This is a genomic window from Desulfomicrobium apsheronum, from assembly GCF_900114115.1.
Classification (GTDB): Bacteria; Desulfobacterota; Desulfovibrionia; order Desulfovibrionales; family Desulfomicrobiaceae; genus Desulfomicrobium; species Desulfomicrobium apsheronum.
The window spans coordinates 48,854-74,570 of sequence record NZ_FORX01000006.1; the positions used below are offsets into that span (position 1 = coordinate 48,854).

General features: G+C 52.5%; 26 protein-coding genes. 11 read left to right on the top strand and 15 right to left on the bottom strand.

All coding sequences use genetic code 11. From position 1 onward, the window contains the following. Nucleotides 1-167 precede the first annotated feature (167 nt). The gene (locus BMZ40_RS08000) at nucleotides 168-638 is read left to right on the top strand and encodes a CinA family protein (RefSeq protein ID WP_092373863.1); all 471 of its coding nucleotides are present in this window, start codon (nucleotides 168-170) and stop codon (nucleotides 636-638) included. A 66-nt stretch (nucleotides 639-704) separates the two neighbouring features. Here BMZ40_RS08000 and BMZ40_RS08005 read toward each other — a convergent pair whose 3' ends face one another. Further along, the gene (locus tag BMZ40_RS08005) at nucleotides 705-1,163 is read right to left on the bottom strand and encodes a hypothetical protein (RefSeq protein WP_092373865.1); all 459 of its coding nucleotides are present in this window, start codon (nucleotides 1,161-1,163) and stop codon (nucleotides 705-707) included. 193 nt (nucleotides 1,164-1,356) lie between these two features. On the opposite strand from BMZ40_RS08005, the gene BMZ40_RS08010 reads away from it, so the two are divergent. From BMZ40_RS08010 to BMZ40_RS08050, 10 genes are all read left to right on the top strand, one after another. Continuing rightward, a complete protein-coding gene (locus BMZ40_RS08010; RefSeq protein ID WP_092373867.1) occupies nucleotides 1,357-1,971 on the top strand; it encodes an L-threonylcarbamoyladenylate synthase in 615 nt (204 codons plus the stop codon). 544 nt (nucleotides 1,972-2,515) lie between these two features. Next, a complete protein-coding gene (locus tag BMZ40_RS08015) occupies nucleotides 2,516-2,980 on the top strand; it encodes an NUDIX domain-containing protein (RefSeq protein WP_092373869.1) in 465 nt (154 codons plus the stop codon). After that, complete coding sequence (gene glgA / locus BMZ40_RS08020) at nucleotides 2,977-4,458, top strand: glycogen synthase GlgA (RefSeq protein ID WP_092373871.1); 1,482 nt, start codon at nucleotides 2,977-2,979, stop codon at nucleotides 4,456-4,458. The genes BMZ40_RS08015 and glgA overlap by 4 nt, the downstream gene beginning before the upstream one ends. After that, nucleotides 4,455-4,763 carry an isoamylase early set domain-containing protein gene (locus BMZ40_RS08025; RefSeq protein ID WP_092373873.1) on the top strand — a complete coding sequence of 103 codons (309 nt, stop codon included), beginning with the start codon at nucleotides 4,455-4,457 and terminating at the stop codon, nucleotides 4,761-4,763. The genes glgA and BMZ40_RS08025 overlap by 4 nt, the downstream gene beginning before the upstream one ends. Nucleotides 4,764-4,872: 109 nt before the next feature. Continuing rightward, entirely contained in the window at nucleotides 4,873-5,433 is a 561-nt protein-coding gene (locus BMZ40_RS08030; protein WP_092373875.1) for a helix-turn-helix domain-containing protein, read from the top strand. A gap of 69 nt (nucleotides 5,434-5,502) precedes the next feature. Further along, on the top strand, nucleotides 5,503-7,143 hold the full coding sequence (locus BMZ40_RS08035) for an AMP-binding protein (protein ID WP_092373877.1): 1,641 nt from the start codon (nucleotides 5,503-5,505) through the stop codon (nucleotides 7,141-7,143). Nucleotides 7,144-7,453: 310 nt separating this feature from the next. Beyond that, complete coding sequence (locus BMZ40_RS08040) at nucleotides 7,454-8,446, top strand: glycosyltransferase family protein (protein WP_245751062.1); 993 nt, start codon at nucleotides 7,454-7,456, stop codon at nucleotides 8,444-8,446. Beyond that, nucleotides 8,443-8,607, top strand: a complete 165-nt coding sequence (locus tag BMZ40_RS19565) for a hypothetical protein (protein WP_177193079.1) — start codon at nucleotides 8,443-8,445, stop codon at nucleotides 8,605-8,607. The genes BMZ40_RS08040 and BMZ40_RS19565 overlap by 4 nt, the downstream gene beginning before the upstream one ends. Further along, complete coding sequence (locus tag BMZ40_RS08045) at nucleotides 8,604-9,329, top strand: glycosyltransferase family protein (protein ID WP_092373879.1); 726 nt, start codon at nucleotides 8,604-8,606, stop codon at nucleotides 9,327-9,329. The genes BMZ40_RS19565 and BMZ40_RS08045 overlap by 4 nt, the downstream gene beginning before the upstream one ends. A gap of 11 nt (nucleotides 9,330-9,340) precedes the next feature. Then, nucleotides 9,341-10,564, top strand: coding sequence for a glycosyltransferase family 2 protein (locus tag BMZ40_RS08050; protein ID WP_143075574.1), 1,224 nt, complete (start codon nucleotides 9,341-9,343; stop codon nucleotides 10,562-10,564). A gap of 14 nt (nucleotides 10,565-10,578) precedes the next feature. Here BMZ40_RS08050 and BMZ40_RS08055 read toward each other — a convergent pair whose 3' ends face one another. From BMZ40_RS08055 to BMZ40_RS08120, 14 genes are all read right to left on the bottom strand, one after another. After that, the gene (locus BMZ40_RS08055; protein WP_092373883.1) at nucleotides 10,579-11,613 is read right to left on the bottom strand and encodes a glycosyltransferase family protein; all 1,035 of its coding nucleotides are present in this window, start codon (nucleotides 11,611-11,613) and stop codon (nucleotides 10,579-10,581) included. Beyond that, entirely contained in the window at nucleotides 11,610-12,764 is a 1,155-nt protein-coding gene (locus BMZ40_RS08060; RefSeq protein ID WP_177193080.1) for a glycosyltransferase family 2 protein, read from the bottom strand. The genes BMZ40_RS08055 and BMZ40_RS08060 overlap by 4 nt, the downstream gene beginning before the upstream one ends. After that, complete coding sequence (locus BMZ40_RS08065) at nucleotides 12,712-13,560, bottom strand: glycosyltransferase (RefSeq protein WP_092373887.1); 849 nt, start codon at nucleotides 13,558-13,560, stop codon at nucleotides 12,712-12,714. Before BMZ40_RS08065 ends, BMZ40_RS08060 begins: the two co-directional genes overlap by 53 nt. 16 nt (nucleotides 13,561-13,576) lie before the next feature. Then, nucleotides 13,577-16,693 carry a glycosyltransferase family 4 protein gene (locus tag BMZ40_RS08070; protein ID WP_092373889.1) on the bottom strand — a complete coding sequence of 1,039 codons (3,117 nt, stop codon included), beginning with the start codon at nucleotides 16,691-16,693 and terminating at the stop codon, nucleotides 13,577-13,579. 169 nt (nucleotides 16,694-16,862) lie between these two features. Then, nucleotides 16,863-18,191 (bottom strand): hypothetical protein, encoded by a 1,329-nt coding sequence (locus tag BMZ40_RS08075; protein ID WP_092373891.1) that lies wholly within the window; start codon nucleotides 18,189-18,191, stop codon nucleotides 16,863-16,865. 180 nt (nucleotides 18,192-18,371) lie between these two features. After that, nucleotides 18,372-19,331: a UDP-glucuronic acid decarboxylase family protein gene (locus BMZ40_RS08080; protein WP_092373893.1), complete on the bottom strand. Its 960-nt coding sequence runs from the start codon at nucleotides 19,329-19,331 to the stop codon at nucleotides 18,372-18,374. A gap of 157 nt (nucleotides 19,332-19,488) precedes the next feature. Next, nucleotides 19,489-19,914 (bottom strand): HI0074 family nucleotidyltransferase substrate-binding subunit, encoded by a 426-nt coding sequence (locus tag BMZ40_RS08085; protein ID WP_092373895.1) that lies wholly within the window; start codon nucleotides 19,912-19,914, stop codon nucleotides 19,489-19,491. Further along, a complete protein-coding gene (locus BMZ40_RS08090) occupies nucleotides 19,887-20,225 on the bottom strand; it encodes a nucleotidyltransferase family protein (protein WP_092373897.1) in 339 nt (112 codons plus the stop codon). The genes BMZ40_RS08085 and BMZ40_RS08090 overlap by 28 nt, the downstream gene beginning before the upstream one ends. A 9-nt stretch (nucleotides 20,226-20,234) precedes the next feature. Next, nucleotides 20,235-21,038 (bottom strand): tetratricopeptide repeat protein, encoded by an 804-nt coding sequence (locus BMZ40_RS08095; RefSeq protein WP_092373899.1) that lies wholly within the window; start codon nucleotides 21,036-21,038, stop codon nucleotides 20,235-20,237. Between the two features lie 35 nt (nucleotides 21,039-21,073). Next, a complete protein-coding gene (gene carA / locus BMZ40_RS08100; RefSeq protein WP_092373901.1) occupies nucleotides 21,074-22,210 on the bottom strand; it encodes a glutamine-hydrolyzing carbamoyl-phosphate synthase small subunit in 1,137 nt (378 codons plus the stop codon). Next, entirely contained in the window at nucleotides 22,207-22,944 is a 738-nt protein-coding gene (kdsB, locus tag BMZ40_RS08105; protein WP_092373903.1) for a 3-deoxy-manno-octulosonate cytidylyltransferase, read from the bottom strand. The genes carA and kdsB overlap by 4 nt, the downstream gene beginning before the upstream one ends. Then, nucleotides 22,937-24,190 carry a 3-deoxy-D-manno-octulosonic acid transferase gene (locus tag BMZ40_RS08110; RefSeq protein WP_092373905.1) on the bottom strand — a complete coding sequence of 418 codons (1,254 nt, stop codon included), beginning with the start codon at nucleotides 24,188-24,190 and terminating at the stop codon, nucleotides 22,937-22,939. Before BMZ40_RS08110 ends, kdsB begins: the two co-directional genes overlap by 8 nt. Next, nucleotides 24,187-25,095 carry a D-alanine--D-alanine ligase family protein gene (locus tag BMZ40_RS08115; RefSeq protein ID WP_092373907.1) on the bottom strand — a complete coding sequence of 303 codons (909 nt, stop codon included), beginning with the start codon at nucleotides 25,093-25,095 and terminating at the stop codon, nucleotides 24,187-24,189. The genes BMZ40_RS08110 and BMZ40_RS08115 overlap by 4 nt, the downstream gene beginning before the upstream one ends. Continuing rightward, nucleotides 25,058-25,687, bottom strand: a complete 630-nt coding sequence (locus BMZ40_RS08120) for an HD domain-containing protein (protein ID WP_092373909.1) — start codon at nucleotides 25,685-25,687, stop codon at nucleotides 25,058-25,060. Before BMZ40_RS08120 ends, BMZ40_RS08115 begins: the two co-directional genes overlap by 38 nt. Between the last annotated feature and the right edge of the window lie 30 nt (nucleotides 25,688-25,717).

Here is a 25,717-nt window from a genome sequence, read left to right on the forward strand (position 1 = left end):
GGGTGAATTCAAGGCTTGCCTTAGGCCCATGTGCGTGAGTAGAAGATTCCATCAATTTCAGGATGATGCTTGGCGAAGCCGGGCACGGTCGCTGGCCTTGGGCATGGAAGCCCGGACTGCCACGTTCGTGGCATGGAGAATTATTCCCCGTCTGATCTGGAGGGTTGATGGAACTTGATGTGGAAACCATGGTCGGCCGACTTGGAGAATCCCTGCTTCTTCAGGGAGCCCATATGGCCACGGCCGAGTCCTGCACCGGGGGGTTGCTCGCAAGCACCCTGACGGATGTGGCGGGAAGTTCGCGCTGGTTCGAAGGCGGAGTCGTGGCCTATGACAACCGCGTCAAGATGCGTCTGCTCGGCGTACCCGAAGAGATACTGATCCGCCATGGCGCAGTCAGTCAGGCTTGCGTTGAGAGCATGGTCAAGGGCGTGTGCGAGCTGATGAAGGTTCCCGTGGCCCTGGCCATCTCCGGCGTTGCCGGGCCGGGCGGCGGAACACCGGAGAAGCCGGTCGGACTGGTCTGGATGGCGTGGCGGATCAATCATCGGATCTGGAGCCGCGAATTCAGGTTTCAGGGCTCGCGCCGGGAGATCAAGCAGGCTAGCGTGCGCGAGGCTGTTTTGGGTCTGCTCTGATCATAAAAAACGGCGCTTCAGGTGAAGCGCCGAAAAAAACGGGAGAAATGGCACCGGAACCGGGCGTTAGTTCAGGTAGTCGCCGCGGTTGAACTTGAACTCTTCCGTGGTGGTCAGGATGTCCAGCTCTTCGACCATGGCCGCGAGCCCCTGACCGGAGGTTTGGGCCAGATCGCCCTTGACCTCCTGGATGTTTTGGCGAATGTCCGCGAGCAGATTGTAGCCTTCTCGCAGATTGCCGTTTTCCGAGCCGATGATTTGGGAATAATCTTCCCACTTGGAAAGCAGTGCATTCATCTTGTCCATGACCGTCTGCTCTGTTGGTTTTTGCAGCATGGCGGCCTGCAAGGCCTGATCAAGTCGAACCATGGGACCGGCCGCAGGCGCGGCATTGCTGGTCTGGGCGGTGGATTCCGATCCAAGTTCCTGGGCCAGGGCCTTTGCGAATCCTTCGCCTGGAGTGTTCCGGGCCGTGTTTTTTTGCTGGAGCTGCAGGGCAGCCAATTGATCCGGGGTGATTTTCATGGCCATCTCCTTCCTTTTTTCATCAGACCAAGCAAAGTCCCTGCCAAGACGAGCTTTGATTCCAACATATGAAAATTCATGAATTTTATTTGCAAGGGCCGGAAAGGTTTGCCGGGCGTCGCCGAATGCGCCCGTGCCATGCGTGTACCAGCCTCGCCGGAGCCCGGTCAATGCACGAAGGAGGGCGGGCCGCATGAGTCGGCAGCACGAGGTTGAAGTTCTTGAACTTGCGCGCGGCGGGCTGGTCATCTACCCGACGGAGACGTTTTACGCCCTTGGATGTCTGGCCACGGTGCACCAAGCCGTGGAGAAAATTATTTCGGCCAAGGGAAGGCCCGCGGACAAGCCTCTGCCGCTCATCGTCTCCGACTGGGAGATGGCGGAGCGCTTTTTGCGTCTGACCAACGCCGAAGAGGAGCTGGCCCGGAAATTCTGGCCGGGGCCGCTCTCCATCGTGGCCGAGGTCGATCCGAGAGTGAGTCCGCTTGCCAAGGACCACGCCGGTCGCTCGGCCGTGCGCATGTCCCCGCACGTCATTGCCGCGCGTCTCTGCCGTGAGGCCGGCGCGCCGCTGGTGTCTTCCAGCGCCAACCGCAGCGGCCGGCCGCCCGTGTGCAGGCCGGATGAGCTCGACCCGGAGCTTGTCAGAGATTCTGGGGCGCTGGTCATTGCATCCACTCCGTGGCCCGGTGGCGGATTGCCTTCCACGCTGGTGAAAATCGTGGGGACAAACTCCTTGCGCATCCTGCGAGCGGGAGCGATATCGGCCGAGGAGATAATAGCCGCTGGGTTTGAGGCGCTCTCTTAGTACAAAATTTTTTTTACCGGATGGGCTGCTTCGGGCTTTAAAGAATACGGGGTTTAAAAATTTGAATTTATTCGAGTGGACTGGGGCTTTAGATCTTGAAATAAAACTGTTTAATTTTAAGTATTTAAAGTTTTTATTAATAAAAATTGAAGTGAATTTCGTTTTGGCCCGACCTTTGCTAATTAGAAAATAACTTCCTCTTTTTGCCAAAATCGGCCCCCGAACCTCACGGTTCGGGGGCCGATTTTGTTTGATCTCCGAAAAATCACGCGCAGCCATGCTCGCGAGCGGGCTCATGCCGTGCTCCACGATCATTTTTGGTACCTGTCTTTTAAGGGCTATGCATTCGGGACAGAAATCCTCTGTCAATGCTGGGGGTTGCGCTTTTGAGCGCTGAACGTATCACTAATCCGGCAGATGATTTTCAGATGTTTTGAGTGCTTTTGTAACGATTTTGCGTAGCCAAGTTTAAGGCTTCAAGTCCCGGAAAAATGGTGCTAGGCAATTTTGAAGAGAATTGGCATAAGAAAGCTACGAGGATGCCATGCACAAAACCCGGTCATTCAGCTGCGCATGCACACGATGCGGCGCAGCGGTTGCGCAGAGAAATCCTTTCCCCACGGTGGATATTGTACTTTACCGCGACTCTCAGGGGATTCTGCTCATCGAGCGCGGCAACCCGCCACATGGATGGGCGTTGCCCGGAGGCTTCATCGATTGCGGGGAAAGCGCCGAACAGGCTGCCGTTCGCGAGGCGCTGGAAGAGACCGGCCTGGTAGTGCGCCTGACCGGGCTTCTTGGAGTCTATTCCGATCCGGACCGTGACCCGCGTTTTCACACCTTGAGTGTGGCCTACACGGCGGAATGCGATGACGACGCAATTCCGTGCGCCGGAGACGACGCCAGGAATGCCCGTTTCTTTCCCCTTGATGCGTTGCCGACCGATATTGCCTTTGATCACCGCAGAATCATTGCCGATTTTGCCAAGAAATTAAGCAGGAGCGCATGATCACACCGCCCCACGATATAGTTTTCCTGACTTCGGAAATTTATCCCTTCTCCAAGTCCGGAGGGTTGGCTGACGTCATGGGCATCCTGCCCCTGACCCTGTCCCGCATGGGGGTGCGCGTGGCCGTGATCACGCCCTTCTACGGCAGGCTTTCCACGGGACAATACCCCGTGCATCTGGTTCAGGAGGACTGTCCGGTGGGATACCCCTGGGCCGACACCACGGCCGACATCTATCTGGCCGACTATCACGGCCTGCCCGTCTATTTCATAGAACGCGGCGAATATTTCGACCGCCGTCAATACTACTGCACGCACAAGGGCGATTATTTCGACAACTGCGAGCGGTTCATCTTTTTCTGTCGCGCGGCCCTGGCCGCCATCAGGCATCTGAACATGGGTGCGCGCATCGTTCACGCCCAGGATTGGCACGCGGGCCTGGCCATGGCCTATCTGGCCTTCTGGCGGCGCGTCGATCCCTTCTGGGCGGGCGTGCGCACGGTCATGTCCATCCACAACCTGGCCTATCAGGGCCGTTTTTCCTATCGCCTCTTCGAGCAGTCAGGCTTGCCTCTGGAAGCCTGGAACATGGAGGGCGTGGAATTCTACAACAGCTTCAACCTGCTGAAGGCCGGGATCGCATACGCCGACAAGATCACCACGGTCAGTCCCAGCTATGCAGCGGAAATCATGACCCCGGAATTCGGCTGCGGCCTGGAGGGCATCCTGACCCGCCGCGCGGCCGATCTGGTCGGGATTTTGAACGGCGCGGACTACTCCATCTGGAGCCCCGAGAACGACCGGATCCTGGAGTGCACCTATTCGGCGGAAAAGCCTGAAGGCAAGGTGGACTGCAAGAAGCATCTCATGGGTCTGCTTGGATTGTCTCCCGAACTGACCGAGCGTCCGCTTCTGGGTTTCGTCGGACGCCTGCGTGGTCAGAAGGGTATCGACATCGTGCTCGAAATCATCCCCGAACTCATGGAGCTGGGCGTGGGGCTGGTGGTTCTGGGCGAGGGTCGCGCCGAGTTCGAGGCCATGCTGATGAGCGTCATGGAGGACTACCCGGGCAGGATCGCGGGAGTCATCGGGTATACGGAGGAGATGTCGCATCTCATCCAGGCCGGGGCGGACATCTTTCTCATGCCGTCACGCTACGAGCCTTGCGGTCTGACGCAGATGTACAGCCTGAGCTACGGCACTCCGCCCGTGGCCACTGCGGTGGGCGGCCTGCGAGACACAATAACCCCATATCCCCGCACCGGCGCCAATGGGTTCATTTTCGACGATCCCACGCCGGAGGCGCTTTTGGCCACGGTGCGCAAGGCGGTGCAGGTCTGGGAAGATCGGAGCGCCTGGAGAGAAGTTCAGGTGAGTGCCATGCAGACAAGGTTTTCCTGGGAACACTCCGCGCGCAAGTATATGGATGTCTACGCATCCCTGCACGGAGATCTTTTAGACACATGGAGGATGAGATGAGTATCGATAAGAAATATTTGAAGACGAAAAACATTTGCAAGGTTACCTTTCATCTGCCGGCCGGCGGCGCAGGTGGGGCGGCAACGGCGTTTCTGGTCGGGGAATTCAACGAATGGGCCATGCACTCGCTGCCCATGAAGAAGCTCAAAGACGGGTCTTTCAAGCTGACCATCGATCTGCCCATTGGAAATGCGTACCAGTTTCGCTACCTGCTCGACGATGATCGCTGGGAGAATGACTGGAGCGCGGATTCCTATTGCTACAGCGAATTCGGAAACTGCGAAAATTCCGTTGTCGAAGTGTAGCTGACACGCAGAAATCCTTACTCGATTATCGCTTGCGCATTGCTTTTTGAGCGCGAAGCCCGTAATTTCTGCCCCTGTTTTCATACATTTTCAGTACAAGGAGCAGACTATGGATGCGCAACAACCCGCCTATAAGGATATTGCGCCCCGTTTGCGGGGGCTGCGGGACGCCATGGATTTGAGCGAAGAGGATATGGCCGCGCAGCTGGGCGTGCCGGCCGCTGATGTCCTCGGCTACGAATCCGGAGAGCAGGAGATCCCGGTCAGTTATCTTTTCAACGTGGCCCAGGTGTTTCAGGTCGACCTGACCGTGCTCATGTCCGGTAAGGAAGCGCATCTGCACACCGCCTCCCTGGTCAAGAAGGGCAAGGGCATGAGCGTGGAACGGCGCAAGGACTACGACTACAAGAGTCTGGCCTACCGTTTCGTCGGCCGCAAGATGGAGCCCTTCGTCGTCACCGTCCCTCCCAAGGACAAACACGCCCTGACCTTCAACGAGCACCCCGGGCAGGAATTCATCCATGTCCTCTCAGGCAAGCTTGAAATCACCCTCGGCTCCACGGTCCATGTCATGGAACCTGGAGACAGCCTGTATTTCACCTCGCGTACTCCCCACGCCCTGCGTGGTCTGGACGGCCAACCGGCCGAGTTTCTGGATGTGATTATCTAGGGGGCGAGCCACAAGGTTCGTACCCCGCAAGCAGTCATCCCGAATCAATCCAACACCATCGGAGTACCCATGCATACAAAACTGCGTCCTTCGTCTTATGAAGAGTTCCAGGCATCTTTTTCCCTGACCATCCCGGACAAGTACAATTTCGCCTTCGACATGGTCGATGCAGCCGCCGCGGCGGACCCTGCGCGACTGGCCATGGTTCACGTGGACGACGCCGATGTGCGCCGCGAATACACCTTCGGCTATTTTTCCGAACAGTCGAGCCGTCTGGCGAGTGCGCTGCAGAGCCTCGGCATCGGGCGCGGCGACAAGGTCATGATCATCCTGCACCGCCGGGTGGAATTCTGGACCGTCATGCTCGCCCTGCACAAGCTCGGCGCGCTGGGCGTGCCGTCGCCTGCGCTCCTGACGGCCAAGGACATCACCTACCGGGTCAATTTTGCCTCCATCAAGGGCGCCATCGTCGACGAATCCGTGCGCGCCACGGTGGAAGCGGCCAAGCTTGACTGCCCGACGCTTGCCGTGCAGGTGCTGGCCGGCCTTGAGCAGCCCGAAGGCGATTGGCACAGTTTTTCTCAGATCGTCGCCGACGCGTCATCAGCCTTCCCCCGTCCGGCCGACGCGGCCTGCGGTGAAGACCCGGCGACCATATTTTTTTCTTCCGGCACCACAGGGCACCCGAAGATGGTGCTGCACAATTTTAACTACCCCTTCGGGCACATCATGACCGGCTCCTACTGGCACGACATTGAGCCCGGAAATTTGCACCTGACCCTGGCCGACACGGGCTGGGCCAAGTCCACCTGGGGCAAGTTCTATGGGCAGTGGCTGGCCGGAGGAGTGGTTTTCGTCTGGGATTTTCGGGGCAAGTTCGAGCCAGCCAGGCTGCTTCGGGTCATCGCCGACCACAAAGTTACCAATTTCTGCGCGCCGCCCACGGTCTATCGGTTCCTGATCCGCGAGGATCTGGACGCCTACGATCTTTCCGCGCTGCGTCATTGCACCACTGCGGGCGAACTTTTGAACGACAGCGTGTTCGAGACCTGGGTGGAGAAAATGGGCATGCCCATCTACGAAGGCTACGGACAGACCGAGACCACTCTGCAGATCGCCACCTTCCCGTTCATGAAGCCCAAGGCCGGATCCATCGGCAAGCCCTGCCCGGGCTGGGACATCCGGCTCCTGGACGAAAACGACGAGCCCTGCCCCCCCGGCGTTGAAGGGGAAATCTGCATCGGCATCGAGCCCACGCGGCCCGTGGGCCTCTTCTCCTGCTATCTGCAGGACGAGGCCAAGACCGCGAGCGTCATGAACGGAGGCTATTACCGCACCGGCGACAAGGCCTGGATGGACGAGGACGGCTACTTCTGGTTCCTCGGGCGCATCGATGACCTGATCAAGAGCTCGGGCTACCGCATCGGCCCTTTCGAGGTCGAAAGCGCGCTCATCACCCACCCCGCCGTGGTCGAAGCTGCCGTGACCGGCGTGCCCGACCCCGACCGTGGCCAGGCCGTCAAAGCCTCCGTGACCCTGGCCGCAGGCTACGAGCCCTCGCCGGAACTGACCAAGGAATTGCAGAACCACGTCAAGAAAGTGACTGCGCCCTACAAATACCCGCGCATCATCGACTACGTGAAGGAACTGCCCAAGACCATCAGCGGCAAGATCAAGCGCGCCGAGATCCGGGCCCGGGACGAGGCATAAAGAAAGGGGAGAAGGGAAAAGCGGGGCCCTGCCCCGCACCCCGCAAGGGGCGCGCCCCTTGACCCGGGTAGGGGGGATCGTTTTGAGGCCATGCGTGATGCGTGGCCTTTTTTTATTCGGAGGGGCTGGCAGGATGTTTTTGCGTTGCGAGGGCGTTTACGGAAGTGCCGTTACGGAAGTGTCGTAATCGGTGGACTTGGCCTCGTGAGGAGGGCGTCGATCTGGAGGCTGACTGGCCTTTATTTTGCTCAGGGGACAGCATGGCGTTATTTTCAGTCAAATTTCAGTCCGGACGATTTCGGGTGTGGCCATGAAAACGTGGATTTTCTATCCGCCGCTCAAGGCCATGTCCGGAGGGTGCATGGTGCTTTTGCAGATCGCCCGGCAGTTGCACGTCCTGGGCAGGCTGGGCGGTATTCTGTACTGGGACGAACCGCCGGGCGGGGCCGAGTGCGCGGGGTTGCCCTGGGTGCGGGCCAGCACGGCGGACATGGCGACCGGGGACACCTACGTGGTTCCCGAAGGCTGGCCCAATGCCCTGGTGCCGGGTCTGAAGCGCGGCTGCCGGACCCTGGTCTACTGCCAGAACTGGTCCTATCTATTTCATGGCCTGGAGGCGGGCGTGCACTGGCGGGATCTGCCCGTGGAGTTTCTGGCCGTGTCCGATCCCGTGGCCTGGCACATGGAGCAGGTGCTGGGCAGGAGGCCGCAGGTCATCCGCCCGGCTCTGGACATGGCGCTTTTTCATCCTCCGGCGTCAAAACCCGGCGGGTTGATGCGTATCGGCTTCATGCCCCGCAAGAACAAGGCCCTGGCCGAGCAGATCCGGCGCATCTTCGAGGAGCGCAACCCGCGCGTAAAGGTGGAATGGGTACCCATCCACGGTCTGGACCGGCCCGGGGTGGCCGGGGTGCTGCGTTCCTGTCACGTTTTCCTGGTCACGGGTTTTCCCGAAGGCTGCCCGCTCCCGCCCCTTGAAGCCATGGCCTGCGGCTGTCTGTGCGTGGGTTTTACCGGCTTTGGCGGGTGGGATTATATGCGGCAGATAGAGCCGGATGGATATGCGCCGCATGGCTATGCGCCGCGCGATGTGCCGTGGGGCGGCAACGGCTGGTGGTCGGCGGACGGTGACGTGCTGGGCGCGGCGCTGGGCCTTGAGCGGGCGGTGCAAGCCTTGTCCCTGAATCTGGACATTCCCGCCCGAATGGCCCGGACGGTCGGCGCCTATGGCAGTGACGCCCAAAAATGCGAGATAGTGGCCGCGTTGTCGGAGTCTGCAAATAACGGGCATACAATCCGATGAACCGATCTGTCCGCAAGCAGCCCAGAATTCTGCTCATTTCGGCAAAGCATTATCTCATGGCCGAACTGATCTGTGGCTGTCAGGCCCGGGGTCTTGAGCATGCCCATCGCATGGCAACGATCTGCGCGAACATGAATCGCCTGTTCGGGACTCCGGCATGAATCTTTACACCGTGATTCTGCACTATGGGCCTGCTGCGCGCACGAAACAGCTGCACTGGCAATTGATGGAGAGCGACCCCGCGCGGCGGGACAGGATTCTGGTTTTCGACAACGCCAGCCCCGAACCGTATGAAAACGCCTGGCTGCGGGCCGAGGAAAATCTGTACTGGGCCGGGGCGTTGGAGCGGGTCATGGGGCTTTTGGCGGCCAAGGGCGCTTCCCATGTCTGGTTTCTGAACAACGATGCGACCTTTGTTTCAAAGCCTCCGCTCATCGAGCGAACGTGTCTGCGCCTGGCCCGGGCAGAGCGTCTGGTCGGGCCGATAGGCGTGTATTCCCCGGCAGTGACGGCCAATCCGTACCATCCGCAGATGGTGGAACGGCCTGGAGGGCAGTTCAGGCAGGTGCGTTACGTGGACGGGATCGCGCCGCTGGTCAGCGTCGAATTCTGGAAACGGGCAGGGGGCGTTGATTTCGCGGGCAACCCGTACGGCTACGGTGTGGATGTCTGGTTTTCAAGCCGGACGCAGGAGACTGGATTTGCCTGCGTGGTAGATCATCAGGTCGTCATCCGGCACAAGTATCATTCCACCGCCCGCGAGGTGGAGGGGTTCATGGCCCGGGCGGCCGAGGCGGAGGCGGGGTATCTCGCGGAAAGATTTGGTTCGGATTACCGTGAACACGTGAAATTGATGGCCGGAGATTTCCGGGAAATCGATTGAGGCAGGTCATTATGGGACAGTATAAAGTTGCGATCATCATTCCCGTGTTCAACCAGTGGGCGCTTACGGCGGGCTGCCTGCGCAGCCTGCGAGAGCACACGCCGGACGAGGATGTGCAGGTCATCGTGGTCGACAACGGTTCCACGGACGAGACTGCTGGGGCATGCGGGATGCTCGGACAAGAATTGTTTGGGGAGCGTTTTGAGCATTTGCGCCTAGATGAAAACATAAATTTCGGACCGGGTTGCAACCTGGGGGCGAGTCGGGCGGATGCGGATTTTCTGTTTTTTTTGAATAATGACACGCTGTTGACCACGGGATGGCTGCCGCCGTTGTTGCGGGCGTTCGAGGTCAGGCCGGAGCTTGGTGCGGTGGGGCCGTTATTGCTCTATCCGGACCAGGATCGTGTCCAGCATCTGGGCGTCACCTTCACACCCACCAATCACGTCACGCATTTGTATCACAATTTTCCAAGCACGCACCCGGTTGTTCGACGTGAACGGAATCTGCAGGCCATCACCGGCGCCGCCCTCATGATCCCTGCCGGAGTTTTTGGGCAAGCGGGAAGGTTTTGGGAAGAGTACCGCAACGGTTACGAAGATCTGGATTTGTGCTGGAAGATTCGTTCACTTGGGCTGACGTTGCGTTGCGAGCCAGAAAGTCGGGTATACCACCTTACCAGCCAGACTCCGGGGCGTTTTAACGCGGAGAGTCATAATTCACAGGTGCTTGCCCGCCGCTGCCACGGGGCGTTTTACCCGGACATGCATCTGTTTGCACATGCGGACGGATATGAACTCCGGCTCACCTCGACCCTTACAGCGAACATCGTGTGCGTTCGTTCCGAAGGCGAAACAAAAGATTTTGGGATGGAGCGCCTTTGGGCGGAAGTTATTGCGGAACCTTTGTGGGAGGCAGGGTACGAACGCCTGTTGGATTTTTTCTTTAAACAAGGGATGTGGGAAGCTGCCTTGGATGTTCTCCAGTTGCAGCAGAGCTATTTCTCGACGGAAAAAGTGGTCACGGGTTTGGCTCGGGTAGCTAGCAGACTGGGTGATGCGGAATTGTTGACAAACTGTCGCAACACCTTTGAACAATTGCGTGAGGAGGCGGCTTCCAAGGACATCCCGAGAAAATTTATGGCCCTACAGCGCTGGGCGGAGAAAACTCGTGACGAAGTGCTGCTGGAAGTTTGTAGACGATTGTCTGCTCATCACCAGGCCAGGGGTGTATAGATTCGCGTGTACTGTTATCGCTTCAGCAAACCCTTGTAGAGTTCCAGATAGCGGTGCACGCCCTTTGAAAGTCCGAAACGGGCAAAAGCGTCCTTACGGGCCGCTCGCCCCATGGCTTTTCTTTGGTCTGGGTTAGAGATCAGATATTCCAACGCTTCAAACCATTCTTTCGGGTCGTCGCCGACCAGCATCCCCGTTTTTCCATGCTCCACGCTTTCGCGGTAGGGCTCCAGGTCCGAGAAAATTCCTGTCCGGGCGTGGGCGGAGTATTCCAACCATTTGATATTGCTTTTGCAGCGGTTGAACGCGTTGTCTGCCAGGGGAGCAAGCCCGATGTCGAAATGGATTTTGCCAAGGGATTTAAGGAACGATGCGTAGCTGTCGTCGAATGGAATGACCCTGCCCAGTTTTGCTAGCCGCGTTCCGGCGCATCCCCAGAAAATAAATTCAGTCGCTTCCCCGAATTTTTCTTTGACCCGGAAGAGTGCGTCCTCGATGAACTTGAGGTCCTGGTCATGCGTTGGGCTGCCCATATACGCGATGACGGTTTTCATAGGGTCTGCTAAAGGAATGGCTGGCGTGACGGCCGCCTCGTCGATGAAGTTTGGAAGCGTTAACGTGTTCGGGTTGAATTCGAGAAGACGATCACGCAGGGCGTCAGTGCTCACCGTCACGACATCCACTTTGGGGATGAGTTGACGGATGAACGGAGCCGTCTTTTGAAAATTGTGGAAAAGGGGGTGTGTCGGTGGGACATCGAGCAGGAGATCATCAATCTCGAATACAACGGGCTTGCCAGAGGCAAGAATGATTTCGAGGAGCGGGGATGTTTCCTTGAGTGGAAAATAGCGTTGAACGACAATGAGGTCAGCCCATTCGGCAGGTTCCGCGTCAATCCGTGATTGTCCGTTGCAATCCTGAACAGCCCATCTGAAATCCAGATGCTCTCGAAGTTTTCGAAAAGGGGTCACAATTCGCAAATCAGCACAGGCGTAATGGGGGAGATCCAAGGAATAGACGGCGATTTTGATGCACTGGTTTGCGTTCATTTTTGGGATAAATCCGATGGAAGGTGAGGTGCCATCGTCGCGATCCGGGCTTTTTTCTGGAGCAGGCGCTTGGAGGGCGTTACCTGGATGATTGCGTCAAGGCATTGCTCCGCATCTGATATTCGACCCCATTTCACGTACAAGTCGGAAAGCTCTTCAGCGATGGAGAGTCTGCGAACGTCGTATGGATTGAAAGACAATGCCTGGTCAAAAAAATTTTCTGCGTCAGCATATTCGCCAGAAATTACCAAGGATCTGGCCTGGTCCCAGAAGTGGTTTGGATTCGAATCTTCGAGCCATTTCCCCCCTAGTTTTTTTTCGAACTCAAGGTGTCGCCGCAATCCGTCTTCAGCATAGATTTTGTCCAGATCGTGATCAATACTGGACAACCAGCGAGAGGCGAAAAGGCGGGCATTGTGCGCATGGTGATCGTGGCGGCCGGGAGTTTTGCTTTCGTGGTGGATGACGACGCTTTCAGGGGTGTACATCACCTTGTATCCCTTGCTTCTGGCTCGGAAACAGAAATCGAGATCTTCGAATCCGTTGATGAAGGATTCGTCAAATCCTCCGAGGGAAAGAAAGAGTTTTCGCGGAACCATCATGCATGCAGCGGTGACAGCCTTGAATTCACGTTGTTTATTGACAGCAGGATGAGAGGGGGCGAAGTTTCTGTAAATATGGTGAACTTTTATGGAGCTAAAAGCTACTCCTGAGTGTTGAACGGTGCTGTCAGGATAAAGAAGTTTGCAGCCGACAATCCCGATATTACGGTTAGAAGTTAGACATTTTGTCAAGCCATCGACCCAATTCGCGGTGACTTCAGTATCATTGTTAAGAAAGATGATGTGGTTTCCAAAAGATTGGCGCGCGCCTTGGTTACAAGCATAGGCAAAACCAAAATTTCGTTTATTTTTAATAACTTTGAGGTTTTGAAAATTTAGAACAGAAAGAAATTTTGCTGTTTCATCAGTTGAGTTGTTATCAATAACTAAAATTTCATGTTTATCAGGTAGATTTGATCTATTAAAAGATAGTATGCATTTTTTTGTATATGAATAATTATTGAATGCTGGGATGATGATAGAAAGATGCATTTTTTTAAATATTGAAATTTTCAAACATGTAGAAATATTGTTTTTTGCATTCTTCAACTATCTTTTCTGCTTTGTCTTTTTGTCCGAGATGAATAAGATTTTCGATAGCTTTAAGATTATGCTCCATCATTCTATAATCATTGAGATATTGGTGATAATATTTTTTCCGAATCGATAAGAATTCGGTGTGAGAGATATCCTGGCCTGAAAGAGATTTTTTGGACCACCAAAATAAGCCGGAAAAAAAAGGAATGTGGAGCATTTTCGAATGTCTACCAAGGCGGAGCCAGAATTCTTGATCTCCAAGGGCAACATAGTCTTCTGAGAAATATCCGACAGTGTCGTGAATTTTTCTTCTCCACATAGGATGTGGTCCGATGCAGTTGTCTTCAAGTAAAAATTTATATGAATATTCGTCCCACTTTTGAACCATGCCAGGAGTGTCAATGCCATGTTCGAAAGGAGTGTGCGGTAGGTGAGAGAGGTAGGTGTCTCCGTAAACCAAGTCGGCATCAGGGTTTTCGTCTAAAGCTTTGCTTAACGTTTCGTAGGCGGCAGGATTGAGGCGATCGTTAGTGCTGAAGGGCGTGACGTAGGGGGCGGTTGTTTTTTTGATTCCGATGTTCCATGCGGGGTAGATTCCGATGCGTTTATTAAGGCGGAGGTAGGATATGTTTTCATACTTTTTTTGATATGGGTGGACGATATCTTTTTCTTTTTGAGGCGATGCTGCATCGACAATAATAATTTCAAGATGCTTAAAGATGGTTTGTTTGATGAGTTCGTCTAAGCACTCTGCCATAAAATTAGCGGAGTTGTATGTTGAAATGATGACCGATATAATTTTTTTCATGATTTAGATCTATAAACTATATAGATTGTTTTATAGATTTTTTATTGTCTGAAAGTGTTTTGTACAAAATCTGATTATACAATTTTTGATATGAATTGGCCTGTAAAGGTAAGTTAAATGCTCTCAGTGCTGTCTCGCGAGACTTCAGCCTGATATTGCTCCCCATCTTTAGCTGCTCCATAAGCCATTGTATCCCCCTTGCCAGTTCCTTGTGGTTACCGACAGGAGCAAGGTATCCATTGTTCTTATGCTCAATCATGTCTGGTATCCCGCCCGAATTGAAGCCGACTACCGGAGTGCCGCAAGCCAGTGATTCTAGAACAACGTTGGGGAGGTTGTCTTCTAGTGATGGTATGACTGTGACGTCAACCATGCTGTAAATTAAAGCAAGTTCAGATTCTTTTTCAATGTAATCAAAAGAATAAGTACGAAAGTCTAAATTTTGTACGGCGTGGTGAGCATGTTGGCCAAAAGTTACAAGAGCAATATTATTATCGAGAGCAAGTGTTTTAAGGTATTCTAAGGCTCGGATTAGGTGGATAAAGCCTTTTCGTATATTGGTTACGGAGTCAGCGCCAAACAGTATAACAAATGCGTCGTTCGGGATCTGCAAAGAATTTCTGATTTGGGCCTGCGGGTAAGGCTTGAAGACATCCGTAGGTACGCCGTTGGGAATGATGTGAATAGGGAAAGAAGAGAGTAAAGAGCTGTTTTTTACGCAATTCGCCATCCATTGATTGAGGGCAACAACTGTGATGTCAAGTTGTTTGTAAACAGTCATTTTGGCTTTCCAGATCTGCCTGGATAGATCGTTATCCTGGATTGAGCCTAACTGCGGGCAACTTCCACATTGTTGTTTATATTTTTGGCACCCGGAAGCGTAATGGCATCCACCGGTTAAGGCGTTCATATCATGCAGAGTCCAGACAATTTTTTTGTCTTTGAGAAAATTAAGATTTTCAGCGAGGCCCAAAGTGCCTGATATCCAGTGCAGATTGATAATGTTAGCGTTTTTCACATCCGGGTTATTTTTGATGACAGTTGAGGCCCACGGAATTGAAAAAATCTCTAATCCCTGCGGTCTATGAGGATATTTGGATAAAATTTCATCGTTTTTAGCTTGGAAAACACGCCATTCTGGGGAAATAAATTTTTGATTGGATGTTAAATGAGGTGTGCGTGTTAGGAGCGAAGATCCTGGCCGCCATTTCGCCATGTTTTGAACTAAAAAGGTATTGTCAATATCTTGTGCGCGTAAACTTTCATGGAGTCGCAAGGCCGCAGTTCCGGCACCTCCGTAGTCTTGCATGCAAAATTGGGCAATATGGAGATGTTGAGTGGGTTGTTTTGTGTGGTTACAAGTTTTGAAATGATGAGATTTAAGTGTTGATATTTTCTCCGCAGCGCATGCTTGAATTTTAAAATCTTTATCCGTATGTTGTTTTATTAGGTCAAGGTCATTTAAATCTTTCTGTTCTCGTCTATTTGCTTTAAGTTTTTTAATCACATCGAGTGACGCGAATTTAATTCCTTCGAAGTAAAAGTGATTTTCTGGGTTAAAAATAATATCATCGAAAGAGTGCCCATAGTACTTTATTTCAGATAAATGGCTTTTAATTTTTTTTGTGTCTGTATATAGTACGGATTCGCGGTGTAAGTAGTCAATGTCGTTAGATTCTCTTATATTATATAGGGACAGAATAGAGCTGCCTGTAATGCATATTTCATCAGTATGTATGTCGTTTATGTGTGCCCATTTTTTAAAATAAATAAAATTACGATAAAAATTGGATGTGTATGAAAATTTTAAGTATTTAGACATGTTTAATGAATTATGATTTAGTAAGCTTGTTGATATTCGCCATGTTTCTGTATGTGAATCGGATGTGTGAACGGAGTGCTTTCCTATATTAAAAAAATCTCTTAACTCTTTTTTAATATATAATACTGTGTTTAAATCATTAGTTTCTATTAAAAAAAATCTTGTAAAATTTTTTTCTGTAAAACATTTTCTATATTGAATGTCTGCCCCTGCAAACTTGTTGTTTATATTGCCTATCCAATCCTCGTCTAAATAAGCTTGGATGATAAGGTTTCTGCCTTGAGATTTGTTAAGATCTATTTTTTTGTAATAAATTATATCAGCATATCGATTAATAATGTTCGCAGCTTCGCTTGTGTCAAAAGATTTAGTTGAAGGGTAAAGTATAATAGAATATACATTTTTTCTTTTTAATTTTAAATACTCAAGAGCCATATAATCAGAGAACCTTTGCTCTAACTTCCTTCCTTTGTGTGTGATGTGGTGGGCTTCTAAGGATTGGTAAGTATCGCAAGGTGTAAGGACATAGAAGGGGCATGCGCCTCCATGCAGTTCGTATTTATTATTTGTGAAATTCAAAGATGATTTATAAGTATATTCTGGAGCGTCGCTTTCGTTAATGTAGCTGTATCGAACCTTTTTGTTAAAATATATCGCTGAAGCTAGTCTATGTGATCCATCTATGACGTGATCCTTGTTATCAAGGAGTATCGGATATTTTTTAAAATCAAATTCATTGTCCGAGACAAGTTTTGATATGTCTATAAATGATTTTATATAGTCTTTAAGGCTATTTTTAATCGGTTTTATTTCTTTAATTCCATTCCAAGTAAATAGATGAGCTGCATAAAGTTTTTCGCCCCAAGTAGAATTTATTTTTTTATAATGAAAATATAAAAATGTTATTTTTGCTAAAATATCAAATCTGTCAAATTTAAAAATTTCTATTGCTTCGATAGGTGCTCTGGGGCGAATTAATTTTTTGTAAGAATTGATTTTATATCTAATAGAATCATTTGTTGTAATTGTTTTGGATTCAAAAGCTTTGTAATACGCATATGATTCTTCAAACCTATTTGTTTCTAGACATATATAAGAAATTAGTCTGAAAAAATTGGTGCTGAATGAATCGTATTTGTTTATATAGTTTAAAATAAATTCATACGCTTGATCGAATTTTTTCAGATTTATTAATTTGTATGTCAAAGATAAAGCTTTATTGTCATGCTCTATTGTGTTTTTTGGTTTTGATGAAAAAGATTTGCTGTGATTTGCGTCAGATATAAGTGGTTCGTGGTGTTTTTTTATCATATAGTTAGGATTAAAAGTTTGAGATGTTATTATTTGTTTTTTTTTATGTGAGATTTGAGCGGCTGTGAAGCTTTTCTGGTTGTTTTTACAATAAAGTTAAAATTATTCAATATGTATTGTGTTCTGATATTGTAATTTAGACTATAAAAGATTTGTCTTGGATAAATACTCAAGTCGGCCGTATCTCAGGTTTAATTTTTCTTAACGCTGAATCTGAGATTTTATTTGTGCAGAGTATCAAAATTCTTTTGGCGCGATTTTTTGGCATGTCATAGTCTATAATTTCGACATTTTTGAAGTACTTTGTTAGTTCATTTGTTAATATTGTTAGATTATAGTTTTCAGGTAAGGGATCTGGAATTGGTTTTAATTTCCCTAAACCCATAGGCATAAATTCAGTGATAAGTGAGTTACTTGTATGAGATGCAAGTTCTCTAGCGATGATAGGGAGTCTATACTCGTGAGTAAAGAACATATGATGTGTTAGTGCGAGTGCTAATGCTAGCTCTCCTCGTTTTTCGTGCCCATTTCCGACTTTGTCTACCATGATTTTGATTTTAATTCCTTTGTCTTTGTTTTGGATGTTTTTCAGAAATTTGCATGCTGCTGCGTCGTCTGGTTCGACGGATAAGACTTCGGCCCCATTAGTAGCCGCCATTATTGAAAAAACACCTGCATTTGAGCCAAGATCAATAACCGTTTTTGGATTTAGAATTTTTAAAAGACGAGAAATAACAAGCTTTCTCGGTTCATTTTTCCAGTTAATCGCTCTGCAATTATTAATATTAAAAGATTGAGAGATATTTTCGTCAGTATAGTATTCACTCCATGTAGTTTTTTTCCAATCAAATGTGAGTGTATTTGTAAAATTTTCGAGATGTTTTAATATATTTTCTCTTGTACCAGCGTACGCAATGTCTACTCCAGTAACTTTTTTCATAAGATTTATAGGTATTTTTCCGTCAAGAGCTTCTCTCATTAGTGGGTCAAATATTTCTCCTTGCGATCTCAATATTAAAGGGTACAGCATGCATTTGATAAATTCATTAAGGCCTATATACGGATAGTTGTTTGTTGGGATGAATGATCCGATGTCACACCATAGTGGTTTGCTATTTCTTTGGATAATAAAATTATTAGTGTGTCCGTCTATGCAACCGTACCCGTATTTTAATAGTGTTTGATTGAGTTTGATATACGCAAGGCAAGCTTCTTTAGATAGTGTTGTGGGCCAATATTTACTTTTTACATTATAGTTTTCAGTTTTTTGTCTGTATATTTCAATGAAACCATCAACTTTAATTTTTGATTTTGTTGTTTCAGGTATTAGATTTTCTGCATAAAGTGTTTCGAGTATTTTTTTATTTTTAAAATCTAATAAAATGTCTTTCGCACATGGCAAAAACGCTTTGTAAAATTTTTTTTTATATCTCCCTGTTCTGCAACTAGGATCAATAAATTTTATCCCTGGCCATTCAAGATCATTTATGTTTAACATGACATCGCCTTGTATATTTAAATATTTAATAAGTTAATTTAAATCAAAATATAGATTGAATATTTTTTGAGTACTTATTCGTAGTAATTTGCATTATAAATAATTTGTAATAATAATTTTCAATAGGTGCGAATGCGATAATTTGTAAAACATATTTAAAATTATGATACGAATTTATATTTATTTTAACATGAATGCATTCAGCATTTTGTTAAAATATTCTATCGTTTTCGCTAACCCTTCGTTTAAACGAACTTGCGGATCCCATCTATAACGTTCTTCAGCCAAAGTAATATTTGGCTTCCTTTGCTTCGGGTCGTCTGTAGGTAGCGGTTCAAACGAAATACATGACGAACTCCCTGTCATCTCAACAACCTGCTTCGCCAGTTCCAAAATCGTAAATTCCCCGGGATTTCCCATGTTCAGCGGTCCGCAAAATTCATGATCATTGCGCATGAACCGCAGCATCAGTTCCACCAGATCATCCACGTAACAAAACGACCGCGTCTGCGAGCCATCTCCGTAAATGGTGATGGGTTTGTCTTGCAGGGCCTGCATGATGAAATTTGAGACGACTCTTCCATCATTCGGATGCATTCGCGGGCCGTATGTGTTGAAAAGTCTTCCCACTTTGATGGGCAGGCCGTGTTGGCGGTGGTAGGCGAAGAATAGGGATTCAGCGCAGCGTTTGCCTTCGTCGTAGCAGGAGCGGTGGCCTATCGGGTTGACGTTGCCCCAGTAGGATTCCGGTTGCGGGTGGACGTCCGGATCGCCGTAGACTTCTGACGTCGAGGCCTGGAAGATCGGGATGCGCAGGCGTTTGGCCAGGCCTAGCATGTTGATGGCCCCGTGCACGCAGGTCTTGATGGTCTGCACCGGGTCGTGCTGGTAGTGAATGGGTGAGGCCGGGCAGGCCAGGTTGTAGATTTCGTCGACTTCCAGGTAGAGCGGAAAGGTCACGTCGTGGCGGATGAGCTCGAATCTGGGATTGGGCAGCAGGTGCTCGATGTTCTGGCGCGAGCTGGTGAAGAAGTTGTCCACGCAGATGACTTCGCAGCCTTCCAGCAGCAGACGTTCGCAGAGGTGTGATCCCAAAAAACCGGAACCGCCCGTGACAAGGACTCGTTTTCGTAAGTGCATATGTTTCCCGCCATCCTGGCAAGAGGTGTCAAAATCCTTTCAGCCCGAGGGCTTCCTGTAAACATTTAGCACTTGTCGTGCCAAGGGGTGGCGGCACAAAAGAAAGGTTTATATTTGCTGGAGATGCTGCGGTGGATTGTGGCAAATTTGGGAATTTTTACTCTTTCCCGAAATACTTTTCACGCATGATTGAAGCAAAATGTTTTGCGAGCTTTTCATATTCAGGAAGTCTGTTCCAGATTGATTCTGCCATCTCTTGGCGGTAGATATGGCTGAGTTGATTTCTGTCATTGATTGCCTGGATGAATAGTTCGTACATCGAATAATCACAGTAGCCAGCTTCCACGAATTCTTTTGCGACAGATTTTGGAGTCACGACATCAACGCCGTCTACATCGTAAAGAAACGCCTGGATTGTTTTCCACAGTAGTTCTATTGTAAATTCAAATTTTTGTATTTGGCCTGACTTGATATTGTCTGCAACAAGTTCTTGAAATAATGTTGGCTCGAGGGTCAGTGCATCGCTGAAGTTTGAGAGCGCGTCATCAAGGTTGTTCAATTTGCGCGCGAGCTTTGTTTCCATACGACAACCTCTTGCATGGCGATGTTCTTGAATTCTGGAGGTGCGGCGTCCATGTTCACGAGATCCACCCGGTGGGGAATGATGCTTTCTTCTAGCTCGGTCAGAAGGCGGTCACGGGTTTTGAGAAAGGTTTTCTCATCCAGTCCGCTGAAACCAATGTCGATGTCGGAACTGCGCCGCTCAGTCTTCCGTGCCCGAGAGCCAAACAAGAAAATGGTGCAATCGAGGTCCTTGGTGACCTTGAGCGCCAGCATTCGCATTTGGTTCAGGTAGTTATCCTGATATGAACGGGACGGATGCGTGGTCTTCATTCCTTCCCCTCATCCTCCCAACTGCTTGGTCGCGAACATTTTCATCTTCTTGGCTTCGACAAAATCCGCGTTGACGGCCAGGGCGCGGTCGGCGGCGGCGATGGCGTTTTTCCAGCGCTTCATGTCCAGGTAGACCCGGCCCAGGTTGAAGTAGATGATTTCGTCATGAGCCTGACGCTCCAGGGCCTGGATGTAGAATTTCTCGGCTTCTTCGAGTCTGCCGGATTTGCGCAGGGCCATGCCCAGCTTGTTGAAGATGTGGGCCGAGTCCGGGTTGTCCGCGTAGGCAGCCTTCAGGTATTCCAGCGCTTCGTCGTATTTTCCGAATTCAAGGAAGGTGTCCGCCACGGTGATTTTGAGTTCCGTGTCGGTTTTGGCCGCGTCGATGAGGCGTCCGCAGACCTGCTGGGCCTTGGCGATTTCGTCGGTTTGAAGAAGTTTTCTGGCCAGCTCCAGTTGCTTGAGCCGGTATTCCGCCAGTGCGGCCAGGTGCGAGTTGGCTTCGTCGGCAAGATTTTCCTGCAAAAAGGTCAAGAGAGCGTAGAGGCTGGCAAGAAGTTCCCGCTCTTCGCCGGGCTTGTAGCTGATCTGGAGAGGGTAGATTTTTTTGAGCTCGCGGTCGTTGGCGAGGTGGTAGGCGGCCTTGTCCAGGGACTCGGTGAAGGACTGCATTTCGTGCTTCATGAGTTGGCCCTTGAGGATGAACCCGACCGCTTCGTGCAGATTGGCCACGGCGGCAAGGAGCTTGCCCTGTTTGAGCAGCATGTTGACTTCTCCAAGCTGTTTCTTGGCCTTGAGAATCTCTGCCGACATGGGCGCTCCTTGCGCGACGTGCGCGATTTAGTTGTTTATTGGACCTGACCGGTTTCTACCATGCGCCTGAACCGGGCGAAAAAGTACTGGCTGTCGTGCGGTCCGGGACCGGCTTCAGGGTGATGCTGCACGCTGAAGATGGGTTTCGTCTTGTGGCGGAAACCCTCCAAGGTCTGATCATTCAGATTGAGGTGAGTCAGTTCCAGGAAGTCCAAGTTGGAAATGTCTACGCAAAAACCGTGGTTTTGTGAAGAAATTTCGATCTTTCGGGTAATGTCGTCACGTACCGGATGATTGATCCCGTGATGGCCGAATTTGAGTTTGAAACTGGTTCCGCCCAGGGCAATTCCGAGGAGCTGATGTCCAAGGCAGATGCCACCCACGGGATACAGCTCGCAGAGTTCCCTGATGATGGCGATGGCCTCGGTCAGCGTGGCCGGATCGCCGGGGCCGTTGGACAGGAAGATGCCGTTCGGCGCCAATTTCTTGACGAGGTGGACCGGGAAGGTCGGCGGCACGACCAGGATGGTCAGGTTTTCCGCCGCCAGCAGGCGCAGGATGTTCCATTTGATGCCGTAATCGTAAACGATCACGCGCAGGCTGCCTTCGGAATTCTCGGGCCAAAGCGGCAGGTCCCCGTCCATTGTCGCGGGCACGGGCCCTGTTCCATCCCAATAATATGGTTCCTTGGGAGCCACGAAATCGACCAGGTTTGCGCCTTCCATGGAGGGCAGGGCCGCCGCCTTGGCGACAAGCTCCTCCGGGGTCAGGTCGGCCGTGGAGATGATCCCGCGCATGGCGCCATGAATGCGCAGGTGGCGGGTCAGCGCGCGGGTGTCGATCCCTTCCAGGCCCATGATGCCGTGGCGTTTCAGATAGTCCGGAAGACTCTCCTTGGAGCGCCAGTTCGAGGGCTCCTTGCAGCATTCCTTGACGATGAGCGCCGGGCAATGGATGCGCGAGGATTCGACGTCCTCAAGGTTCACGCCGTAGTTGCCTATGAGCGGGTAGGTCATGCAGACCATTTGTCCGTAATAGGACGGATCGGTCAGGATTTCCTGATAGCCGGACATGCCGGTGTTGAAGATGACTTCGCCGCCGGCTTCGCCGGGGCCGGTGAAGGACTGACCCGCAAACCAGGTTCCGTCCTCAAGGGCCAGAATAGCTTTCATGTATGATGTTCTCCTCTCATGAGTGCAATGACTGTTGGCAGATCTTCTGGGCGGTCCACGCCGTGGCTTTTGTGCCGCGTCAGGGACACGTGGATGGGGATGCCAGCTTCGAGCAGCCGCAGCTGTTCCAGTTTTTCCAGTTTCTCCAAATGACTCTCGCCCAAAGCGCTGAATTTTTCAAGGATGTGCATGCGCAGTCCGTAGATGCCGATATGTCCTATATATTCCGGAGTGTTGTCGCGTCCAAAAGGGACCTTGGCCCGGGAGAAATAGAGCGCCCGGCCGTCCGCCGCGCGTACTATCTTGACCCGATCTGCGGATGCGGCCTCCTCGGGACTTATTATGTGCCCCAAGGTGGTGACCTGCGCGAGCGGGTCGTCGAAGGGTCGGATCAGTTCGGCCAGCATTTCAGGATTCAGGGCCGGCTCGTCGCCCTGGACATTGACGATGACGCTGTCCGGGGCCGCGTCAAGGAGGCGCGCGGCTTCAAGCACACGGTCCGTGCCGCTGGCGTGGTCCGGGCTGGTCATGAGCGCGGTCATGCCCAGTTCCAGGGCCGCGTTGAAAATGCGCTCGTCGTCCGTGGCCAGCGCCACGGTGTCTATCTGCGGACACAGGCTCGCGCGTTGCATGACGTGCCAGAACATCGGTTTGCCATGGATAATGGTCAGGGGTTTGCCCGGAAAGCGGGAGCTTTCGTACCTGGCCGGGATGATTGCGATAACCTCAGGCATGGGGACTCCGGTGAAGATAGGGGCGGATGAGTTCGATCGATGCGGCCGTTGCACCCTGTCTGGCGCGTACATAATTCAGGGCCGCCTCTCGCACTTCACTGCGCGGCGGGGCGGGGGTGAGCAGGAAGCGGGTGATTTCAGGGATGGATTCGGATTTGAAAACCAGGCTGCCGAATATTTCATCGCCCACCCAGTCGAAGTTGCGGGTGTGCGGACCGACGCACGGCAACACGCCCTGGGCCAGGGGTTCAAGGAAGTTCTGGCCCCCCAGCCGCGCCAGGCTGCCGCCCACGAAGGCGCGCCGCGCCAGGGCATAGGCCGGGTTCATTTCGCCGAATTTGTCCCAGAGCACAACGCTCCCCGGCTGCGCCTGGCCGTCCAGCGTGCTGCGCAGGGCGAAAGGTATTTCGCCTCGGGCGAGCAGCCCTTGCCATGCGGGGATGCGGTGCATGTGCCGGGGGAAGAGGCCGATGACGCACTGCTTATCGCCTTCGCGCAACTGCCGGATCAGCTCCAGCACCAGCGTTTCTTCCTGTTCGCGCACGGAGCCGAGCGCGATGAAATTGCGTTCCCGGGGGATGAGTCCGGCCAGGGGATTGCCTTCGCGGGCCATGAGCGGCGTGCTCATGGCCCGGTCGAACTTGATGTTGCCGGTGACAGCTGTGCATTGGGCCCCGAAGATCAGTCCGAAGCGTTGCGCGTCGGCCGGGGCCATGGCTCCGATGCGCTGCGGCGCCCAGCGGCGCAGCAGGGGTCCAAGGAACAGGTAGCCGGCCAGGGATTTGGCCGTCATGCGCGCGTTGACCACCACCACGGGCACGCCCCTGGCCGCGCAGGCCATGAGCAGGCCAGGCCAGATTTCCGTTTCGAGGAGCACCACCACCCGTGGCCGTGCCCTGTCCAGCATTCGGCCCATGAGCAGCGGCAGGTCGAGGGGCAGCATGCGGGTTTGCAGGTCCGGCGAGTCCATCCTGCCGAGGACTTCAAGCCCCTGGCTGGTGCAGGTCGTGGCCAGGACCGGGACGCCCCGCAGGTGCTCAAGAAGGCCGGCTACCAGGGCGCATTCCCCGGCCGAGGCCCCTTGTATCCAGATTTCGCAGGGGGCGGGGGCGCCGATTCCAAGCCGCTGCTTCCAGCCCTGGCGCATTCTGGCCGAGAGAAAGGTGAGCGGCCCGGCCAGGCACCAGAGCAGGGTGTAGAGCGTCCCGAAGAGCAGGCCTGACGCCTGGGCAAGGCGCGGCTTCACGGTTTTTTGCGCAGTCCGAGTTCGATGAGCCGGGTCAGAAGCTGCTCGAACGACAGGCCCACGGCCAGGGCTTCCTGAGGCAGGAGGCTGGTGGCGGTCATGCCGGGCAGGGTGTTGACCTCAAGCAGGTACGGCGTCCCGTCCGTCGCGACCATGAAATCCGAGCGGCTGTAATCGGCCAGCCCGAGGGCGTCGTGGGCGGCGCGGGCCATGGACTGCAGCTTCTCGGTCAGTTCGGCCGAAATCGGTGCCGGGCAGATCTCTTCCGTGGCCCCGGCCACGTACTTGCTTTCGTAGTCGAAGAATTCTCCGCTTTTGGGGCGGATGAGAATGGGCGGCAGGACGCAGCCTTCGAGCACTCCGCAGGTCAGCTCCTGACCCTTGACGAGCTCCTCGGCCAAAAGATCCTGTCCGGCGATTTCAGGCTGGGCAAGATAGCACTCGAGTTCTTCCTCGGTCCCGACAATGCCGACGCCAAGGCTTGAACCGCCGGTGTTCGGCTTGACCACCAGCGGGAAGGGCAGCAGGGGGCGCCACTCGGTCACATGGCTGGCCGGCACGAACTCCCAGGCCGGGGTGGACAATCCGGCGGCTTCGAAGATCTGCTTGGACACGGCCTTGTTCAGGGCCAGGAGCGATGCTCGGGAGTCCGAGCCCTGGTAGGGCATGCCGATGCGCTCCAGCAGGCACTGGATCAGGCCGTCTTCGCCGGGGGAGCCGTGCAGGTTGATGAAGGCAAATTCATGGCCTGATGCCGCTTCGTAGAGATCACGCAGGTCGCGGACCGGGTCGAAGAGGGTGACGTGGTGACCCATCGCCAGGAGGCCTTTTTCGATCTGTCTGGCGCCGCTTAGGGCTACTTCTCGTTCACCGGACCAGCCCCCGGCGATCAAAAGGATATTCATGAATATTTTCTCCCAAAAAGGTGCTGAATAATTGTTCGAGTTCGCGCCCCTGATTGAAGGCGCGGGTGATCCATTCCCGGCTGCGTTCGGTGTGTCCGTAACGGTCGAAGAGGTCCGCGAAGCGCTCCTCCAGACCGACGATGGCGTCGTGCTTGACCCGTTTGTCCGCGTAAATGATGGCCAGGGGCAGAAAGTGCCTTTCAAGGTCGAGGGCTCCCGGCCAGTGGACATGGTGCATGACCCCCTGGGCGATGCGCGGATTGCGGATCAGATCCATGACCCAGGCCGCGCCGATCTGGCTGTGATTGCCGCCGTGCTCGATGGAGTAGGTCTTGCCCAGATCGTGCAGAAGGCCTGCCGCACGCACCGATTGCACGAAGTCGTCTTGGCCGAGTCCGTCCGGATTGCCAAGCCCCTTTCTCACCGCGAATTCGGCCAGGGTCGTGGCCACGTCCGCCACCAGGGTGCTGTGGACTTTTATGTGTTCCAGCATGGCATACGTGTCCCACCATCCCCGGCAGTCCTCGTCGCTTGGGATGCGTCCCCGCGATGCGGAGGGGATGAGGGTCAAGGGGATCTCAAGTTGATTCATTTTAAGGCCTTTGGGACCTGTCGGCGCGGG

What these genes read in the sequence shown, in the direction of transcription:
- BMZ40_RS08000 (WP_092373863.1), top strand. Translation starts at nt 168, where the DNA reads ATGGAACTTGATGTGGAAACCATGGTCGGCCGACTTGGAGAATCCCTG.
- BMZ40_RS08005 (WP_092373865.1), bottom strand. Translation starts at nt 1,163, where the DNA reads ATGAAAATCACCCCGGATCAATTGGCTGCCCTGCAGCTCCAGCAAAAA.
- BMZ40_RS08010 (WP_092373867.1), top strand. Translation starts at nt 1,357, where the DNA reads ATGAGTCGGCAGCACGAGGTTGAAGTTCTTGAACTTGCGCGCGGCGGG.
- BMZ40_RS08015 (WP_092373869.1), top strand. Translation starts at nt 2,516, where the DNA reads ATGCACAAAACCCGGTCATTCAGCTGCGCATGCACACGATGCGGCGCA.
- glgA (WP_092373871.1), top strand. Translation starts at nt 2,977, where the DNA reads ATGATCACACCGCCCCACGATATAGTTTTCCTGACTTCGGAAATTTAT.
- BMZ40_RS08025 (WP_092373873.1), top strand. Translation starts at nt 4,455, where the DNA reads ATGAGTATCGATAAGAAATATTTGAAGACGAAAAACATTTGCAAGGTT.
- BMZ40_RS08030 (WP_092373875.1), top strand. Translation starts at nt 4,873, where the DNA reads ATGGATGCGCAACAACCCGCCTATAAGGATATTGCGCCCCGTTTGCGG.
- BMZ40_RS08035 (WP_092373877.1), top strand. Translation starts at nt 5,503, where the DNA reads ATGCATACAAAACTGCGTCCTTCGTCTTATGAAGAGTTCCAGGCATCT.
- BMZ40_RS08040 (WP_245751062.1), top strand. Translation starts at nt 7,454, where the DNA reads ATGAAAACGTGGATTTTCTATCCGCCGCTCAAGGCCATGTCCGGAGGG.
- BMZ40_RS19565 (WP_177193079.1), top strand. Translation starts at nt 8,443, where the DNA reads ATGAACCGATCTGTCCGCAAGCAGCCCAGAATTCTGCTCATTTCGGCA.
- BMZ40_RS08045 (WP_092373879.1), top strand. Translation starts at nt 8,604, where the DNA reads ATGAATCTTTACACCGTGATTCTGCACTATGGGCCTGCTGCGCGCACG.
- BMZ40_RS08050 (WP_143075574.1), top strand. Translation starts at nt 9,341, where the DNA reads ATGGGACAGTATAAAGTTGCGATCATCATTCCCGTGTTCAACCAGTGG.
- BMZ40_RS08055 (WP_092373883.1), bottom strand. Translation starts at nt 11,613, where the DNA reads ATGAACGCAAACCAGTGCATCAAAATCGCCGTCTATTCCTTGGATCTC.
- BMZ40_RS08065 (WP_092373887.1), bottom strand. Translation starts at nt 13,560, where the DNA reads ATGAAAAAAATTATATCGGTCATCATTTCAACATACAACTCCGCTAAT.
- BMZ40_RS08070 (WP_092373889.1), bottom strand. Translation starts at nt 16,693, where the DNA reads ATGATAAAAAAACACCACGAACCACTTATATCTGACGCAAATCACAGC.
- BMZ40_RS08075 (WP_092373891.1), bottom strand. Translation starts at nt 18,191, where the DNA reads ATGTTAAACATAAATGATCTTGAATGGCCAGGGATAAAATTTATTGAT.
- BMZ40_RS08080 (WP_092373893.1), bottom strand. Translation starts at nt 19,331, where the DNA reads ATGCACTTACGAAAACGAGTCCTTGTCACGGGCGGTTCCGGTTTTTTG.
- BMZ40_RS08085 (WP_092373895.1), bottom strand. Translation starts at nt 19,914, where the DNA reads ATGGAAACAAAGCTCGCGCGCAAATTGAACAACCTTGATGACGCGCTC.
- BMZ40_RS08090 (WP_092373897.1), bottom strand. Translation starts at nt 20,225, where the DNA reads ATGAAGACCACGCATCCGTCCCGTTCATATCAGGATAACTACCTGAAC.
- BMZ40_RS08095 (WP_092373899.1), bottom strand. Translation starts at nt 21,038, where the DNA reads ATGTCGGCAGAGATTCTCAAGGCCAAGAAACAGCTTGGAGAAGTCAAC.
- carA (WP_092373901.1), bottom strand. Translation starts at nt 22,210, where the DNA reads ATGAAAGCTATTCTGGCCCTTGAGGACGGAACCTGGTTTGCGGGTCAG.
- kdsB (WP_092373903.1), bottom strand. Translation starts at nt 22,944, where the DNA reads ATGCCTGAGGTTATCGCAATCATCCCGGCCAGGTACGAAAGCTCCCGC.
- BMZ40_RS08115 (WP_092373907.1), bottom strand. Translation starts at nt 25,095, where the DNA reads ATGAATATCCTTTTGATCGCCGGGGGCTGGTCCGGTGAACGAGAAGTA.
- BMZ40_RS08120 (WP_092373909.1), bottom strand. Translation starts at nt 25,687, where the DNA reads ATGAATCAACTTGAGATCCCCTTGACCCTCATCCCCTCCGCATCGCGG.